13 protein-coding genes are annotated in these 16,529 nt (G+C 60.9%); 3 read left to right on the top strand and 10 right to left on the bottom strand.

Annotation, left to right across the window (positions count from 1 at the left end; all coding sequences use genetic code 11):
- Window positions 1-139 precede the first annotated feature (139 nt).
- The 9 genes from JNK74_04755 to JNK74_04715 all read right to left on the bottom strand — a co-directional run bounded on the left by JNK74_04755 (window position 140) and on the right by JNK74_04715 (window position 12,335).
- Complete coding sequence (locus tag JNK74_04755; GenBank protein MBL7645483.1) at window positions 140-1,528, bottom strand: IS1380 family transposase; 1,389 nt, start codon at window positions 1,526-1,528, stop codon at window positions 140-142.
- 284 nt (window positions 1,529-1,812) lie between these two features.
- Window positions 1,813-2,604, bottom strand: a complete 792-nt coding sequence (locus JNK74_04750) for a phosphatidylinositol-specific phospholipase C/glycerophosphodiester phosphodiesterase family protein (protein ID MBL7645482.1) — start codon at window positions 2,602-2,604, stop codon at window positions 1,813-1,815.
- A 192-nt stretch (window positions 2,605-2,796) separates the two neighbouring features.
- Complete coding sequence (locus JNK74_04745; GenBank protein MBL7645481.1) at window positions 2,797-4,023, bottom strand: 6-phosphofructokinase; 1,227 nt, start codon at window positions 4,021-4,023, stop codon at window positions 2,797-2,799.
- A gap of 176 nt (window positions 4,024-4,199) precedes the next feature.
- Entirely contained in the window at window positions 4,200-5,417 is a 1,218-nt protein-coding gene (locus tag JNK74_04740; protein ID MBL7645480.1) for a PAS domain S-box protein, read from the bottom strand.
- 193 nt (window positions 5,418-5,610) lie between these two features.
- Window positions 5,611-6,765, bottom strand: coding sequence for an HRDC domain-containing protein (locus JNK74_04735; GenBank protein MBL7645479.1), 1,155 nt, complete (start codon window positions 6,763-6,765; stop codon window positions 5,611-5,613).
- Between the two features lie 154 nt (window positions 6,766-6,919).
- Window positions 6,920-7,345 carry a VOC family protein gene (locus tag JNK74_04730; GenBank protein MBL7645478.1) on the bottom strand — a complete coding sequence of 142 codons (426 nt, stop codon included), beginning with the start codon at window positions 7,343-7,345 and terminating at the stop codon, window positions 6,920-6,922.
- 52 nt (window positions 7,346-7,397) lie between these two features.
- Complete coding sequence (locus tag JNK74_04725; protein MBL7645477.1) at window positions 7,398-8,198, bottom strand: phosphoribosylformylglycinamidine synthase subunit PurQ; 801 nt, start codon at window positions 8,196-8,198, stop codon at window positions 7,398-7,400.
- Window positions 8,199-8,335: 137 nt separating this feature from the next.
- Complete coding sequence (locus tag JNK74_04720; protein MBL7645476.1) at window positions 8,336-11,281, bottom strand: phosphoribosylformylglycinamidine synthase; 2,946 nt, start codon at window positions 11,279-11,281, stop codon at window positions 8,336-8,338.
- On the bottom strand, window positions 11,274-12,335 hold the full coding sequence (locus JNK74_04715; protein MBL7645475.1) for a phosphoribosylformylglycinamidine cyclo-ligase: 1,062 nt from the start codon (window positions 12,333-12,335) through the stop codon (window positions 11,274-11,276). The genes JNK74_04720 and JNK74_04715 overlap by 8 nt, the downstream gene beginning before the upstream one ends.
- A gap of 417 nt (window positions 12,336-12,752) precedes the next feature.
- Between JNK74_04715 and JNK74_04710 the strand changes: the two genes are divergently transcribed.
- The 3 genes from JNK74_04710 to JNK74_04700 all read left to right on the top strand — a co-directional run bounded on the left by JNK74_04710 (window position 12,753) and on the right by JNK74_04700 (window position 15,355).
- Window positions 12,753-13,238, top strand: coding sequence for a LysR family transcriptional regulator (locus JNK74_04710; GenBank protein ID MBL7645474.1), 486 nt, complete (start codon window positions 12,753-12,755; stop codon window positions 13,236-13,238).
- The gene (locus JNK74_04705; protein MBL7645473.1) at window positions 13,239-14,402 is read left to right on the top strand and encodes a hypothetical protein; all 1,164 of its coding nucleotides are present in this window, start codon (window positions 13,239-13,241) and stop codon (window positions 14,400-14,402) included.
- A gap of 74 nt (window positions 14,403-14,476) precedes the next feature.
- The gene (locus tag JNK74_04700; protein ID MBL7645472.1) at window positions 14,477-15,355 is read left to right on the top strand and encodes a LysR family transcriptional regulator; all 879 of its coding nucleotides are present in this window, start codon (window positions 14,477-14,479) and stop codon (window positions 15,353-15,355) included.
- A gap of 150 nt (window positions 15,356-15,505) precedes the next feature.
- On the opposite strand, the gene JNK74_04695 is transcribed toward JNK74_04700, so the two are convergent.
- Window positions 15,506-16,480, bottom strand: a complete 975-nt coding sequence (locus tag JNK74_04695) for a dihydrodipicolinate synthase family protein (GenBank protein MBL7645471.1) — start codon at window positions 16,478-16,480, stop codon at window positions 15,506-15,508.
- Window positions 16,481-16,529 lie beyond the last annotated feature (49 nt).

Genomic DNA, 16,529 nt, shown 5'->3' with positions numbered 1-16,529 from the left:
GGATTTTTGGGCGGCGGGTGGCCTCTCGGTCGCTTTGTATCGGCGTATTGACACACCTCCCCCTACCCCCACAGGTTCTTATCGCGCCGGCCGGTCGATTTTGTCGACCTTGGCCCCTGGGGGTGGCGCTGGCGGGTGGCTATGCCGCGCGAGGCCGTGCCTGAAGGGCTTCCCACGCCTTGACGAAGATCTCCTGGAAGGGGCAGGCGTCGGGCATCTGAAGGACGATGCGTCGCACGCTCACCTTGAGACTTACGGCTATTTTGAATAGCTTGAGACGAATGGTTCCGCAAGTCGCGCTGGCCATTTCCGTCGCGGCCAGCGTGGTGGCGCGCATTCGGTTCATGAGGATGTAGGCCATGCTGGAGAACCACAGGCGCAGTTGATTGGCCCGCATGGTGTGGGTGCTGGTGCGGTCGGCGAACAGGTCGAGCTGTTGTTCCTTAATCCGGTTCTCCATATCGCCACGGGCACAGTAGTGCTTCTCGTAGAGGGCGTCGGGCGTTGCATAGTCTTCGGGCAGGTTGGTGACGATGAAGCGGGGATTGGTTTTGCCGGACAACTGTTCGGCCTTGCCAACAACGCGTCGGGCACGATTCCAGGAATTCAGGGTCTGATAGTCGAAGCAGACGTACTCACGGCAGGCCACGCCGGTCAGGCGGTGGCGCAAAGCGGCTTTGAACAAGGCCGGCTCCAGGAATCTGATGAGCCGCGCGTTTTTGGCCAGTCCCAGCAGATAGTAGACGTTGTTCATCTCGCACCATGCCATGATTTCCTCGCGGCAGAAGCCCGAATCGCCGCGCATGATGATGCGCGTGCGGGGAAACTTCGCGCGAATGGCCGTCACCAGTCGTTCCAGTTCCGGCACGGTCCCGTCGCAGGCGTCGATGTTGGAGCGGCGCAACTTGGCCACCAGCAGCTCGTCGCCGCAGGTCACGTAGAGCGGAAGGTAGCAGTAGTGCCCATAGTAACCATGGAAGAACCGGCCTTCCTGATTGCCGTGAAGCGGGTCGTCCGTCGCATCGAAGTCCAGAATGAGCTCGTCCGGCGGTGTCTTGAAGGATTCCAGGAAGAATTCCACCATCAGCGCCTCGATACGCTCCGGGTGATACACAAGCTTCTTGTAGCGCGAACTCGCATTCGCGTCTTCCGGTGTAAGCTCGAGACGATTGAGTGTACTGGGAGAGGCCAGCGGCTTGCCGTGATCGGCTTCGTGCAGGCGTTCCTTACCTTCAAGGTCCTCCCGACCCGACGCCAGGGCAATCAAGGGGTCAAGCCGAAGACGGTCGTGATCATTCAAGTCTTCATAGCCCAGTGCGAGACCGAAGACCCGCTGCCTGAGCAGTGTCGGGAGTGTGTGCTCAACGAGTTCGGCGTCCCGATGATCCGTGAAACAGGCCGCGAGGCGGTCGATGATGTTCAAGCGGGAATCCAGCTCCCGAAGCAGAAGCACACCGCCATCAGAAGAAAGGTGACCGCCATCGAAGGAAGCCACCACCTTGCGCTTTCCAAGACCTTGGAATTCCATCTGAATCGGTGTACACTCTGTATTCACTGGGCCGCTCCTCAAGGGGTTGTTAAGTTGTTGTTCCTTAACTATTTAACACCCTGAGCGGCCCAACTATTTCATGGGGCCGTGAAATTTCCGGGCTAGCAGCCCGTTGCAAAACTCGAACGCGGGCTGCGAACGGTCTTCTTACCCGAATTCTGCGTTGCGAAACCTTGAAAATACTCGTATTTCCGGCGGCTTCACGCCTTGACTTCGGGCAAGAATCCTCGTTCTCGCCTTCGTGCGACTTTTGCGACGGGCTGCTAGGCGCCGCCGACCAGCACGGCTTGCAGCTTCGCCAGGTCATCCGCGTTCAACAAGTCGACCCCCGCCGCGTGAAGGGCGCGCCAGATCCCTTCGTGCTGCGGGGTGGCCCAAAAGCGAAGGCGCGCGCCGCCGTCGTGGGCCTTCTTCACCATGGTCGCCAGTTTCTCCGTCTGGGCTTCCGGCATGGCGCCCTGGCCCATCCACTTGAAATGCTTCAGCCAGTTGTCGCTGATCAGGGGCATCTGGTGGGGGTTCAGGGGACCCTCCAAGTCCGATAGACGCCCGTCGATTCCCGCGCGCCGGGGACTCGATTTCAGGATCGTGTCGATGGCCCGGTCACCGGAAATCACCACCGTCACGGCGCCGTGTTCCGTCGCGGTATCGGTGAAATGGGTCAGCATGGCGTCGTATACGGTCAGTTGCCGGTCCAGGGCGGCATAGGCGGCCTCGCCGTCGGCCTTGATGTCGATCAGGAGGGTGAATGGGGCGGCCTGAGGATAGACCGCGCCGTGGGCCTGGAAACGCTCCCAGAGGGGCTTCAAATAGAGTGCATCCAGGGTGCGCTCGGGCGTGCACTTGTCGCGATCATGGGCGACAAGCAACTGGCCGTCAACCAGAAATATGTCGGCTTCCACCGAACAGAAGCCCCGTTCGAGCGCATCAAGCAAGGGGCGCTCCCGGAGGTAGTCATTGTGGGAATGGGCATTGGGAAGCAGGGAGGGCCCGGCGGTGGTGGAGGCGATCTCTTCCCCATAGGCCCAGCGGATGATCAGGAGACAGCCGAGGATGAAAACGGCAATGAACACCAGGTAGGCGAAGGTTGCGCGGAATACGCGCTTACCTCCGGTGACGTTTTCTTCGCTGGACATGGATGGAACTCCTTGGAAGTCTGGAGTCCGGAGTCGGGAGTCTGGAGATAAGAACCGAAACACCGGTCTCCTTTCTCCAGACTCGTCCCTCCAGACTCCAGACTATTTTCTCTATTTCTTCTTGCCTTTGCCGGCGATTTTGGCCACCTTCGGCGCATCAAAGTGCTCAAAGTTGGGCAGGTCGCCGACCAGCGGGGCGACATAGGCGCGGAAAGCGTCGGTCACGTGGTTCCCGGCCTTGTTGATGTAATTCGCCGGCATCTCACGGCTCTTGCGGGCCACCGTGCTCAGCGGCGTGAGGAAATACTCGATGGCGTAATTACCGACGCGGCGCATGGCCACGGAGCCGCTCTGGTTGTGCCAGATCGCGTACTGGGCGGCCTTTTCGCCGACTTCGCGGGCCTCGCGCGCATCGCTCTCGCTGACGCAGCCCACGAAGCTGCGCTGGATGTAGCCGAGCGTATCCGCGCGCACGCGGGAAATGCCCGTGCCCTCTTTCACCCAGGAGCTGAGCAAGTCACCGAGCGCGCCCGTGCCGGAAAGCTGGACGTTGCCGTGGGCGTCTTTCTCGCCGCCGGTGAACTGCTCGGCGATGGCCTTGCCCTTGGCATCGACGACGCCCTCGGAAACGGCCACAATACAGCGGCCGTACTTCTCGTAGACTTTCTTGATGTCGTCCACGAACTGCTTCTTGCTCAGGGGACGCTCGGGGAGATAGATGAGGTGGGGGCCGTCATCACTGTACTTCTGGGCCATGCAGGCGGCCGCCGTGAGGAAGCCCGCATGGCGGCCCATGACGACGCCAAGGTAAACGCCGGGCAGCGCGCGGTTGTCGAGGTTGGCGCCGGCGAAGGCCTGGGCCACATAGCGACCGGCCGAGCCGTAGCCGGGACAGTGATCGGTGACGAGGAGGTCGTTGTCAATCGTCTTGGGGACGTGGATGACCTGCATGTCGTAGCCCGCCTTCTGGGACTCTTCGCTGACGATGCGGCAGGTATCCGCGCTGTCGTTGCCGCCGCAGTACATGAACCAGCGGATGTTGTGGAGCTTGCAGGTCTCAAAGATACGCTGGCAATAGGCCGCGTCGGGTTTGTCGCGTGTGGACAGCAGGCCGGAAGAGGGGGTGTTGCCCACGGCTTCGAGATTGGCGGTGGTGGCTTCGGTCAGGTCGATGAAGTTCTCGTTGACGATGCCGTTCACGCCGTGGAGCGCGCCGTAGACGTGGGTTACGCGGGGCGATTTCCGGGCTTCAAGCACGGCGCCGACGACGCTTTGGTTGATAACGGCGGTAGGTCCGCCACCCTGGGCAACGAGGGCCTTTCCTTCAGGCAGAGACATGGCATGGGCTCCCTTTTGTGGGTAAATGAGGTCTATCTGGCGGATTCGCGAGAAATGAATCCGAGGGCCTGTATTGTCTCACGCTGCTCGGGAGCGATGCAATTCAGTTGACAGTTGATAGTTGACAGATGACAGTAATGTCCTGTTCTGATTATGGAAAACTCCGATCGGTCCGATCATTCAGCGACGTCGTTTGTTGCAGTGTCCGTTCTCGCTGTCAACTGTTCCGCCTGCGGCGGATCTACTGTCAACTGATTTGTCAATTGCTTAGGTGTCTGCACCTCGAAGGCTTCATCCACCAGGCTAAAAACGCGGGAGACGCTGCGGCGGCAGGTTTGCAGGGCTTTTCGCTGGGGCGCGTTCAGTTCGCCGAGCTCCTCGTTGAGCAGCAAATCGGTATACCCCAGGATCGCGGAGAGGGGCGATCGGAGCCGCTGGGATATCGTGCTGAAGAACTCGTTGCGCAGGGTGTCCACCTGCTGCAATTCCCAGTTGATCTTGGCGAGCTGGATGTTTGCGTTGCGGGTCGCCTCCTGGAGGTGTTTCTGCTCGGTGATATCGTGGAGCAGGGCCACGAAAAAGCGACGGCCCTCGCGCATGTAGGAGCGTACCGAGATGGTCACATTGAGTTCGTCGCCTTCGGGCAATACGGCGATCACTTCGCCCTGATACTCGCCCCGGGCCTTTAACGTGGCCAGCTTGCCGGGCAGGGTGCCGTCGTCGAAGAAGAACTGGCGGAAGCGGGTGCCGAGAAGGGACTCGCGGGGGCATTGAAGAAAGGCGCAGGCGCTTTCGTTGGCCTCGGAGATGAACTCGTTGTCGTCGTAGACGACGATGGGGCCGTCGGCGGAATCGAGTATGGTGCGCAGGGTTGCCTTGGAGGAGGCGAGTTCCTGGGCGCGTATCTGGAGGCCAAGCTCGATGGTATAGAGCAGGTTCGCCAGGGAGCGGATGAGCTCGTAGCACATGAAGAGTCCGAAGTAGGTGACGCACAGGGGCAGCAGCGCGGGGGCGTGTCCCCACACCGTCCAGCGGACGAACACCGCAAGCGTAAAGGCCGCGGCGCAGAGAATCATCACGGCATAGGTCCGGCGGAAGTGGGGGGCGTAAAGCACCTGGGCCAGGAGCAGAAAGAAATAGAGGATACAGAAGGGGCTCTTCTCGGCGCCGGTCAGGGTGACGAGCAGGGTCGCCTGGGCCACATGTATCATCAGGTTGGTATGGCCGAGATACTGGGTCTTTCGGCCGCGGAAGTGAACAAAGTGCACAAAGGCGTTGTGGGCGAGAAAGGAGGCGCACAGCAGGCCGAAGGGAATGGGGCCGAAGGGTGCGACTTCCTTGTAGCTCAGTACACCGTAGAGCATGACCAGCAGGTAGCGAACCGCAGCCAGCACGGATTCCACGCCCGCGACCTGAGCAAGACGGTTGCCGAGGCCATCGGGAAGCCGTTGTGCTTCAGTATGTTGGAGCGCTGAATGGATGGTGGTGGTCCTCTACGGGTCTGGGGTTTCGGCCCGGTTCGGGCGCGCCCCGCAATCGCAAAAATATACCATATCGGTGATGCGGATGGGAATTGCCCCGGGGTGCTCAGGCCCCTTCGGGTGCGGGGGAGACGTCCCCCTCCGTGAGTTCACCGAGGATATCTTCGCCATGCAGATTCAGGCGCTGGGGGCCAATGCCGTTGATTCGGGACAGCGCGTCCAGGGAGTTGGGGTTGTCTCGCGCGATGCTCCACATGGTCTCACGCGAGATAATCACGTCAGATTCCACACCCCGCGCCACGGCACGCTCTTTGCGCCATTGGGAAAGGCGTTCGTAGCGATCCAGGACGCGCGGGTCCTGGCGGGGCTTGCGTGCGGGACGCTGGGGGGGCGGGTCCTTCCTGGCATTGCGTATGACGCGGAGCAACTGGGCCCCGTAGCGCTCCAGATTGCGCGGACCGATCCCCCGAATGGCGGCGAGGGCCTGGTCCGTTTTGGGGCATTCTTTCGCCATGCTGACCAGCGCTTCGTTGTTGATCACTTTGAAGGCGGGCTGGTTGCGGCGCTTCGCCTCGTCGTCCCGGAAAAAATACAGGGCCTTCAAGACGGCCATCTGTTCCTGTGAAAGATCGCGTGCGCCGCGCAGGGCCCAGAAGCCCTCCGGATCAAAGCCCTGGTCGGGCAGGCGCACCTCGGCCTGATGGGCGAAGATCTCCCGGGCCTCTTCCATGCACCCGGCCTCTTCCAGCAGGGCCGACAGATCGTCGCGCAGGCGCAGGAGATAGTGGGTGTCGGTCTGGGCATAGGCCAGCAGATCGGGGGAGAGGGGTCGGGCGGCCCAGTTGGCCTTCTGGTATTTCTTGCTGACTTCCACGCCGTAGAATTCGCGGAGGAACCAGGCGAGTCCCATGTTCTTGAAACCCAGGATCCGGGCGGCCCACATGGTATCGAAGAGGTTGCGGATGCCCCACTCGTGGTCGCGTTTGAGTAGCATCAGATCATATTCGGATGCGTGAAATACCTTCTCCACATTGGGATCGGCGAGGAGATCGCCGAAGGCGGTCAGATCGATACCCGCCAGGGGATCCACGATGAAATCCGCCGATGCGGTGGAGAACTGGAGCAGGCAGACCTGCTCCCGATAGGCGAAGAGGCTGTTGGCCTCCAGGTCAATGGCGACCGCGGGCTCCTGATGAAACAATGCAACGCAGCGGTCCCAGCCCGCCTGGGTGTCGATATATTCGCAAGGTGCTAACGTCACAGGCTTTCCCAAGGCGGTGCCTACCGACACGCCTCCTTCTATACGTCTATTATACGGGAGAGCGCACCCTATTGCATATAGCGTATTTCCGCGGGCCCGCAGGGGGCAATGGGGCGCTTCGGGCCATTGGTCTCCGGCCGGGCGGCGGGTCGACTCAATCGCGCAGCGGTTGCGCCAATGCGATCATGATGCCCTCGGGGCCGCGCAGATAGCAGAGGCGGTAGAAATCCTCGTATTGCACCACCTCGCCCATCAATTCGGCGCCGTGCTTCCGGAGGCGCTCAACGACGTCGTCTATGTCCGTGACGGCGAACATGAGGCGGCGCAGGCCGAGCGTGTTTACCGGCGCGTTGGGTTCCCCGCCGATGGCCTTTGGCTTCCGAAAGCTGCTCAGCTCAATACGGCTGTTCCCATCGGGCGTCCGCAGCATGGCCATGTCACACTGCGCGCCCTCCAGTGCGATAAGGCGGTCCACCCATTCGCCCTCCACCGTCGCCTTGCCCTCCAGCTCCAGGCCCAGCTCGACAAAGAAGGCGATTGCCGCGTCGAGGTTTTCCACGATAATACCGACATTGTCCATACGAAGCAGGGATGATTCTCTTGGTTCGGACATGATCGGATTCCTTCTTGGGTCAGGCGGACTGAAGTAGTTCCCGCGACGCGAATGCGACGGCGTTCTGGAAGAGCTTCAAACCCGCGCCTTCCTGGGGAAGGGCCTCGCGGGTCCAGCGGGGGTGGTTCGTGCGATCCAGGAAGGCCTCGGGGTGAGGCATAAGGCCAAATATACGTCCGGTCGGATCGCAGATGCCCGCGATGTCGTCCGTGGAGCCGTTGGGGTTCGCCGGGAAAGCGCCTGCGGCGGGGGATCCGTCTTTCAGGGCGTAGCGCACCACCACCTGGCCCGCGTCGCGCAGGCGCTGGAGCGTGGCGTCGTCGCGCGGAATAAACTTGCCTTCGCCGTGGCGCACGGGGACTTCGAGGGTGTCGATACCCTTCAGCCACACGCACTTCGAGGCGGGATCGACCTTCAGATTCACCCAGCGATTGTCGTAGCGGCTGGAGTTGTTGTGGGTCAGGGTCACTTCCTGGGCGAAGTCGCCCTCAAAGAGCGGGAGCAGGCCCATCTTCACCATGACCTGGAAACCATTGCAAATGCCGATGGCCAGCTTGCCCGCCGCCACGAACTCCTTCAGTGGCCCGCCCAGTCGATAGCGCAGTCGGTTCGCCAGGATGCGGCCCGAAGCCACGTCGTCGCCAAAGGAGAAGCCGCCGGGGATGGCGAGGATTTGGTATTGCTTCAATCGCGCGGGGTCTTCGGCGAGATCGTTCAGGTGGACGCGGTCCGCCTTCGCGCCCGCCATTTCAAAGGCGCGCGCGGTTTCGTGATCGCAGTTGATGCCGAAACCGGTTAGGATAAGTGCGCTGGGTTGCATCGCGGCTACTCCGTGGGTCTTATGGGTCTTATGGGTCTTATGGGTCTTATGGGTCCTATGGGTCCTATGAACTGCCGATGACGAACTTCATAAGACCTATACGACCCATTGGACCCATACGACCCATGGTTGGATGATCAATATCTGAGCGGCACCTGCCAGGCTTCTTTCAACTCGGCCAGAGGCGCATCGATGGCACCCTTGATGACAAGGCGTTGGGACTCGGTCACCGCGCCAACTCGGTAGCAGCCGGTGGACTTCATCAAGGCTTCGAAAGCCGCGACGTTCTTTGGCGACACCGTCGCCACAAAACGGCTCTGGCTCTCGCTGAAAAGGGCCACAATCGGATCGTCGAGTCCCAGTGGTGCCAGGTCGAGATCCATGCCGAAGCCACCGGCGAAGGCCGACTCCGCCAGGGCCGCGCCGAGGCCGCCATCGGAGCAATCGTGGCACGAGGCCACAAGTCCAGAGTCAATCGCCTGATGCAGTGCTTCATAGCGCGCACGGGCACGAACCGGATCGACCACGGGCACCTTGTCGCCCAACTGGCCCGAAAGCGCGAGGAATTCGCTGCCGCCGAGTTCATCGCGGGTTTCGCCGAGGACATAGACCACATCGCCGGGACGCTTCACATCCATGGAGGTCACGCGGGTGGCGTCGTCGAGAATGGCGGCGGCGGTAAAGAGCACCGTCGGCGGAATGGAGATCTTCGTATCGCCGATTTTGTAGTCGTTCTTCATGCTGTCCTTGCCGCTGATGAGGGGAATGTCATAAGCGACACAAACCTCTTTCAGCGCTTCGCAGCAGCGCACGAGCTGGGCCATCTTGTGGGCACCGTCGGGCGTCTTTTCGCTCTGCACCGGGTCGGGCCAGCAGAAGTTGTCCAGGCCCGCGATGGTACCCATCTTCGCGCCAATGGCCACGAGATTGCGCACCGCTTCGTCAATGGCGCAGGCCATCATGTGGTAGGCGTCGAGGTCGGCGTACTTCGGCGTGATGCCGCAGGCCACCGCGATGCCCTTGGGCGAATTGGGATCGGGACTCAGCACCGCCGCGTTGCCGGGGCCGTCGTTTTCCGCGCCCTGGAAAGGCTTCAGTACGCTGGCGCCCTGCACTTCGTGATCGTACATACGCACGAAGCTTTCTTTGCTTGCCACATTGTGGGCGGCAAGCACCGCCTTGAGATCGACCGTGAGATCGGCTTTGCGCTCGATGACAGGCGCGCTCAGTGTGATGTCTTCCAGCTTCGCGGGCAGGCACATCTTCGGCACGCCGTCGTGGAGGAATTCCATCGTGAGCGAACCGATAAGCTTGCCGCCGTAGAAGGCTTCGAGCTTGCCGGAGTCGTTGAATTCGCCGATGTCCGTGGCTTCCACTTCGCGGCGCTTCGCCAGATCGAGGAAGGCCTGCACTTTGCCCGGCTCCACCGAAAGGGTCATGCGCTCCTGGGCCTCGGAGAGGAAAATTTCCCAGGGGGCCAGGCCGGCATACTTCAGCGGACACTTGTCAAGGTGCACCGCAGCGCCGCCGGGCTTGCCGGCCATCTCGCCGATGCTGGAGGAGAGTCCCCCCGCGCCGTTGTCGGTTACGCAAGTGTAGAGACCCAGATCCCGCGCTTCCATCAGGAAATCCGCGAGTTTCTTCTGGGTGATGGGGTCGCCGATCTGCACCGCCGTGGCGGGGGATCCTTCGTGCAACTCTTCGGAGGAGAAGGTCGCGCCGTGGATGCCATCCTTGCCAATGCGGCCGCCCGCCATGATGATGCGGTCACCGGGACGCGCGCCCTTTTCCTCGCTCGGCTGGCCGTTTACGGTCACGGGGATGAGTCCGCCCGTGCCGCAGAAGACCAGCGGCTTGCCGAGGAAGCGCTCGTGAAACACGATGGCGCCGTTGACCGTGGGGATACCGCTTTCGTTGCCGCCGTCTTTCACGCCGCGATGCACGCCGCGGAGCACGCGACGGGGATGGAGCAGGCGCTCGGGGATTTCGCCGTCGAAGTCGGGCGAGGCGAAGCAGAACACATCCGTGTTCAGGATGCAGCGGCAGCCCTGGCCCGCGCCGAGGATATCCCGGTTCACGCCCACGATGCCGGTCATCGCGCCGCCGTAGGGATCCAGCGCGGAGGGGCTGTTGTGCGTCTCGGCCTTCAGCGCGAAATGGTAGTCGTCGGTGAATTTGATGATGCCCGCGTTGTCGTGGAAGACGCTGATGAGCCAGTCCACTTTTTCACCCACGATATCCGTGGTGGCCTTCACATAGTTGCGGAAAAGGCCGTTGATGCGGCGCGTCTCGCCGGTGGCGTCGGTGTAATCCACGTCCGCCGCGAAAATCTTGTGCTTGCAGTGCTCCGACCAGGTCTGTGCGATGATTTCCAGCTCGATGTCGGTGGGGCGCTCGGGCAGGCCCGCGTTGGCGCGGGCGGTGCGCGTCTTCTCGTCGCGGTAGTAGGCCTGGATGGCCTGCATCTCGCGGAGTTCGAGCGCGAGCATCATGTTGCGGCTTAAGGTCATCAACGCGTCGTCGCTGATTTCCAAATCGATCTCGTGGACTTCGGGGTCGCTCAGATCGGTCACGAGGGGCAAGTCGAGCAGGGGCGCGTTGTTCAGCGCGGCCATCTCCGCCGGGGACTTCATCACCCAGCGCTCGATGAGGTCGTTCGCCAGCACGCGCTTCGTGGCGCGGAGGCAGTGCTCCTTCGAAATGCCCTTGAAGACATACTGCTTCGATTTGAAGACCGCCGACCCTTCGGGCAGGTGGCGGCCTATCGTGTCCTGGATGCCTTCCAGCGCGCTCTTGCCCACGTTGTCCGTGACGCCGGGGCGAAAGCCCACCTCGACGACAAAGTCGAAGTCGGCCGCTAGCGATCGGTCGATGGCGGAAACTTCAATGATGGGATCGGTGAAGAGCTCCGCGCGGACCTTTTCCAGTTCCGCGGAAGTGAGTTCGGCGTGAATCGTGTAGACCTGAATGACGCGAACGTCGCCCGCTTCGATGTGTAAATCTTCGCGCAGGTTGTTGCGCACGGCCCCGCCCGCGGGATCGGGACGGCCCGGCTGCATGGCCACTTCAATGCGATTAGCCATGGTTCAGCGTGCCCTTGTAGTGCACCTGCGGCTCGCCCGCGATGATCTCGCCCACGCGATAGGCCTCGGTGCCCGTGAGGCTCACGGTTTCCATGGCCTTGTCCGCCTGGCCGCGCGGCACCACGAAGAGGAAGCCCAGGCCCATGTTGAAGGTGCGGAGCATTTCCGAGTCGGCCACGTTGCCGGTCTGCTGCAGATAGGTGAAGAGCGGGGGAACCTTCCAGCTCTGGAGGTCAATTTCGCCCGCGCGACCGGCGGGGAGGATGCGGGGGAAGTTGTCCGTGATGCCGCCGCCCGTGATGTGGGCCATGCCCTTCACGTCCACCACCTTCATCACGATCTGCATCAGTTTTGCATAGCTCAAGTGGGGCTCCATCAGCGCCTCGGCCACGGTCTTCCCCAGACCGGGGATGGGCTGGTGAATTTCCAGGCCCGCCACCTCAAACACGATCTTCCGCGCGAGGCTGTAGCCGTTCGTGTGCAGGCCGGAGGAGGGGATGCCGATGATGACGTCGCCCTCGTTGATCTTCGAACCGTCCACGATCTTCTTGCGGTCCACAATGCCCACGATGGTACCGGCGAGGTCGTATTCACCTTCCTGATACATGTCCGGCATTTCCGCCGTCTCGCCGCCGATGAGGGCGCAGCCGGCATAGCGGCAGCCGTTCGTCAAGCCCTTCACCACATCCACCACCACCTCGGGGATCATCTTGCCCACGGCCAGATAGTCCAGGAAAAACATGGGCCGCGCACCCTGCACCAGGATGTCGTTCACGCAATGGGACACGATGTCGATACCCACCGTGTCGTGCTTGCCCGACATGAAGGCCAGCTTCAACTTCGTGCCAACGCCGTCCACGCTGGAAACCAGCACCGGCTCCTCGATGCCCTTCAGGTCCAGGCTGTACATCGCGCCGAAGCTGCCGATGTCCTGCAGCACGCTGTCGTTAAACGTGCGCTGCACGAGGCCCTTGATGGTCTTCATGGCAACATTCGCGGCGTCGATGTCGACACCCGCGTCGCGGTAGCTCAACCCGGGAGTGGGTTCGGTCATGGGAAAGATCCTCGGTTTGGTTGGGCGGCGCGCTGGGATTGGAGGAAGGCGCGACCGTGAACGGGGGATAGGATACGCCGGGGAGGTGATATAAGTCCAATGAAATGATATGATGGAAGTGATAAGACAAAATTATGAAGGTGGAGGCGAGTTTCTTGCCACGGATGAAATGGACTTCACGGATAGATGACCGCAAAGTGCTTCTGAAGAGAATTGAACCGCAAATTTTCGCAAATGGACGCAAATTAGAATATCAGCTTCCATTGGACTCATAGGCGTTCAAGCTATTTGCGTAAATTTGCGATAATTTGCGGTTCAAAAGATCTGGAGCCGAAAAGCACCCTTTCTTTGTGCTCTTTGCGTCCTTTCGCGGCAAAAAAATCCGTCTCATCCGTGGCCTGAACAATTGGAGGGTCCATGACCCTGGAATCCATGCGGTGCCTTTGCGCCATCATCGAAACCCGGAGCTTCCGCGCGGCGGCGGAGCGTTTGCACCGTTCCCAACCCGCGATCAGTCAGCAGCTCAAGGGTAGATTCACTGACGAACCAACTTATCGATTCCGTATAGAGTTTTCAGCGATTGCCGGCGGCGGCGTAACCAATCCGGCCCTCTGGCGGGATTACTTCATGAAATGGGGTATCGGATACGTTCAAGCCATTGAAGAGCCTGACGTGGAGCAGGTCCGGGAGATGAGAATGTCACCTTCGGGCGACAACGCACTGGAGTTCGAGACAGAGTTTCCACGGGACCGGGATTCGATTCGCCCCGGCGAGTATGAACTCTGGATGGAGTGCCCCTGCGTGGAGCGGGCGCCGAATCCTTTCGGGTGGTTCGGCACCTTGATCACGCCGCGCATAGAAGTGAAGATCGAGAATGCCGGGCCGAAAGAGGAGGCGGAATAGATGCGGACAAAGTGGATGCTGGTTTTAACATTGGTGGCTTTGCTGGTCGCACAGGCCGGTGCTGGTGAATTTCGACGGATAGGGGAGCTTCCCGCAACGGGCTCCAGAGCGTCCTTGCACATGGAGGATTGGGACGGCGATGGTGATCTGGAGCTGATACATGAAGATGAGATCGAACAGCCTTACTCGTCCCACGCGAGCTGGGACCTCTATCTTGTGAAAATCTTCGAGCCCAGAGAGGGGAAGTGGGCCATCGTTCAGGCTTTCATCGGCAGCGCGCATGGCCCGAACGATTCTGAGGACGACACGGAAGCAGACAAATCCAGCGAGGTGATGAAACCGGGTACTGTTTCTGTACAAAAAGTCGACGGCGATTTCAGCAGCGACGGCGTTCAAGACAGTCTTGTCGTCGAGACGACGATGGGCACCGACGTGTTCTTTCCCGAGCGTTGTGAGCTGCGTCTCGTGCAAGGCGACGCCGTTCTTTTCAAAGATGAGTTCAAAGAGATCTATGCATTCGAGCGATTTCAAGTCACCGATCTGGATAAGGATGGCGCGCAGGAAGTACTGGTCTGGTTTTCAGAGGCCTATTGGGACGTGCCAAAGGCGTATGTATTTGGTACCCCAAAGTCGCAATGGAAGGCCAAGAATCCGTTAAGCGAACTAATGTCTTTGAGCGCTACGCTGACTTATCTAAGACAGACTCGCGCGAAGTTCGACAAAGGCCCCGCTCCAGTGTCTGCCACCCTGACCGCGGTGTCCTCTAAAATGAACGCACCAGACGAAAAGGGGTTTGAAGTCACGACTTACCGGTTCAGGGTCGAACTGTCGGCGAATGAAGGTAGCGGAATAGCCGACCTAAAGCCCTGGCGGGACTACTTCATGAAATGGAGTGTCGGATTCGTATCCGACGATGCCTCATCCTTGGCGGGCGTCGAACAGGCCCGAAAACTACGTTGGGCGGTTTCGGGCGACAATGCATTGGAATTCGAGACTGAATTTCCACGGGACGTCGGATGGGTCTTCGCTGGAGAGTACAACTTTTGGCTGGAATGTTCCTACGCCCAGCGCGCCCCGAATCCATTTGGCTGGTCGGGAACGGTGATTACCCCTGGCATACCCGTGGTAATCGATACGTGGCGCAATATTGAGGACGAGAGATAGATGGTCACAAATGTTTGGACAAAGTTCTCTGGGCGAAACACGTTAGTGGCGCCTCGTGGATTGGAATTGCCGAAGTGACCCTGGAATCCCTGCGGTGCCTTTGCGCCATTATCGAAACCCGGAGCTTCCGTGCGGCGGCGGAGCGTTTGCACCGTTCCCAGCCGGCGATCAGCCAGGCACTAAAAGTACTGGAGCGGGAGGCGGGACATCCGCTCATCGACCGAAAGTCGGGCGGGCCGACGCCCATGGGCGCGCTGCTCTATGCCCGTGCGCGGGACATCCTTCAGGCCGTCGAGAGCCTGTCCCACGAGGTGGCGGATTTTGATTCGGCCGCGAGCCGAGAGCTGCGCGTGGGGACGAGCGACACGACGGCGCTCTATGTGTTGCCGCCGCTGGTGCGTGAGTTCTCGGCGATCATGCCGGAGACCCATCTGGTGCTGGTGAACCGGAGCAGCGCGGCGATTGCGGAGCAGGTGCTGGCGGGCGCGCTGGATTTGGGCATCGTGACGCTGCCCACGGGCCACCCCGAACTGGAGGAAGCGCAGCTCTTCCGCCAGCGCTTCGTGCTTGTGGCACCGCGCGGGCATGCCCTGGCCTCGCAGAGCAGAGTCACCCTCAAAAAGCTGGTGAAGGAGCCACTCATCCTGCTGGAAGAGGAGACCCGCACCGGCGCCATGCTACGGGCCTATTTCCAGCGCCACGATTTCACGCCCCAGGTGGTGATGGACAGCGGCAGCTTCGAAGTGATCAAGCGCTACGTGGCCGAGGGCGTGGGCTTGTCCTTCCTGCCGGAGATGGTCATCCGCCCCGGCGACACGGAGCTGCGCGCCATCCCTATGGCGGGATTACCGGCGGTGAACCTTGGCGCGGTCTGGCGACGCGGTGCCTATTGCTCGAAGGCGCAGCGGGCTTTTCTGGAGATGTTGAAGGAGCGGGCCGCGCAAGCGGGCTGATGGGTCGTATGGGTCGTATGGGTCGTATGGGTCGGATCCGATAGGTTTTCTTTCTCATAAGACCCATTCGACTCATAGGACCCATTAGACCCATCGTAAAACAAAAAACCCGGAATCGCTTCCGGGCCGTGCGCATTTCATGTAAGTTAATCAGTACTTCGCGATTTCCGCTTCGTACTGCGCCTTGAAACGGTTGTAGGCGTCGTCCGTGAGGGGCACGGGGTCGGTGCCGTAGGGGTTGGGGTTCATGGAGCGGAAGCAGGGCTTGATGGGGAAGCCCTGCTCCGTGGAATAGCGCTTGAGGAAGTCCACGGGATTGCCGCAGCCGTAGCACAGGGCGTTGACCGACTCTTGCGCCGCCAGGGCGCCTTCGCGGTCGCCCGCGTCGTAGCGGTTCTGCACGGCGTTGAGGATGTGGGGGTTGAGGATGGTGCCCTGGCCGATGGCGGCTTTCGCGCCGGCATAGAGGCCGGCGTAGAAGGCGGTCTCGCAGCCCACGATGTAGCTGAACTCTTCGTTTCGTGTGCCATGGGCGAGGTTGAAGATCAACTCCGCATCGGGCGAAGAGACCTTCGCGCCGCAGACATTGTCAATGGCCGCCAGCTTCGCCAGCAGGAGACCGGTGAGGTGGTATTCCGCTTTGGAGCCCGGTGGCTGGTAAATGTAAAGCGGCAGATCGACCGCTTCGGCCAGCGTGCCGAAATAGTGCATGAACAGGTCTTCCCGGTTCGTGCCTTCGAGGGAGAGGGCCTCGGGGATCGTGTGCACCACGCCCGCCGCGCCCGCGTCCTTCGCAAATTTACCCAGCTCGATGCCCTGCTGGATGAAGACCTGGGGATCGGGCCGCTTGGTGTAGTCCCGGTTCCAGGCCCCGTTGCAGCCGACCAGCACGGGTTTCTTACCCTTGAGGTGCGTGCAAACGTTGGTCGTGAGCTGCTTCACATCGTCCACGCTGAAGGAATACATCTGGCCCATGCCCGCGCGGATGAAGTAGGCGTTGATGCCGCCCTGCCGCTCCAGGAAGTCCAGGAAATTGCGCTGGCCCTGATCGTCCAGGGTGCCGTCTTCGTTAAACGCGGTAAAGGTGGGGGAGATGCTGCCGCGGATGTGATCGGGAACTTTCATGGGGGAAGATTACCTACGGTTGAGTGTTACGGGGCTGGTGAAAAAAATC

This window comes from Candidatus Hydrogenedentota bacterium (assembly GCA_016791475.1).
GTDB lineage: Bacteria > Hydrogenedentota > Hydrogenedentia > Hydrogenedentales > JAEUWI01 > JAEUWI01.
Note: the sequence above shows the minus strand (reverse complement) of the source record. Positions and strands in the feature narration are given on the sequence as shown.

Excerpts from the sequence above, each read along its gene's own strand:
- JNK74_04755 (MBL7645483.1), bottom strand. The coding sequence starts at position 1,528 with ATGGAATTCCAAGGTCTTGGAAAGCGCAAGGTGGTGGCTTCCTTCGAT.
- JNK74_04745 (MBL7645481.1), bottom strand. The coding sequence starts at position 4,023 with ATGTCTCTGCCTGAAGGAAAGGCCCTCGTTGCCCAGGGTGGCGGACCT.
- JNK74_04730 (MBL7645478.1), bottom strand. The coding sequence starts at position 7,345 with ATGGACAATGTCGGTATTATCGTGGAAAACCTCGACGCGGCAATCGCC.
- JNK74_04725 (MBL7645477.1), bottom strand. The coding sequence starts at position 8,198 with ATGCAACCCAGCGCACTTATCCTAACCGGTTTCGGCATCAACTGCGAT.
- JNK74_04720 (MBL7645476.1), bottom strand. The coding sequence starts at position 11,281 with ATGGCTAATCGCATTGAAGTGGCCATGCAGCCGGGCCGTCCCGATCCC.
- JNK74_04715 (MBL7645475.1), bottom strand. The coding sequence starts at position 12,335 with ATGACCGAACCCACTCCCGGGTTGAGCTACCGCGACGCGGGTGTCGAC.
- JNK74_04710 (MBL7645474.1), top strand. The coding sequence starts at position 12,753 with ATGACCCTGGAATCCATGCGGTGCCTTTGCGCCATCATCGAAACCCGG.
- JNK74_04705 (MBL7645473.1), top strand. The coding sequence starts at position 13,239 with ATGCGGACAAAGTGGATGCTGGTTTTAACATTGGTGGCTTTGCTGGTC.
- JNK74_04695 (MBL7645471.1), bottom strand. The coding sequence starts at position 16,480 with ATGAAAGTTCCCGATCACATCCGCGGCAGCATCTCCCCCACCTTTACC.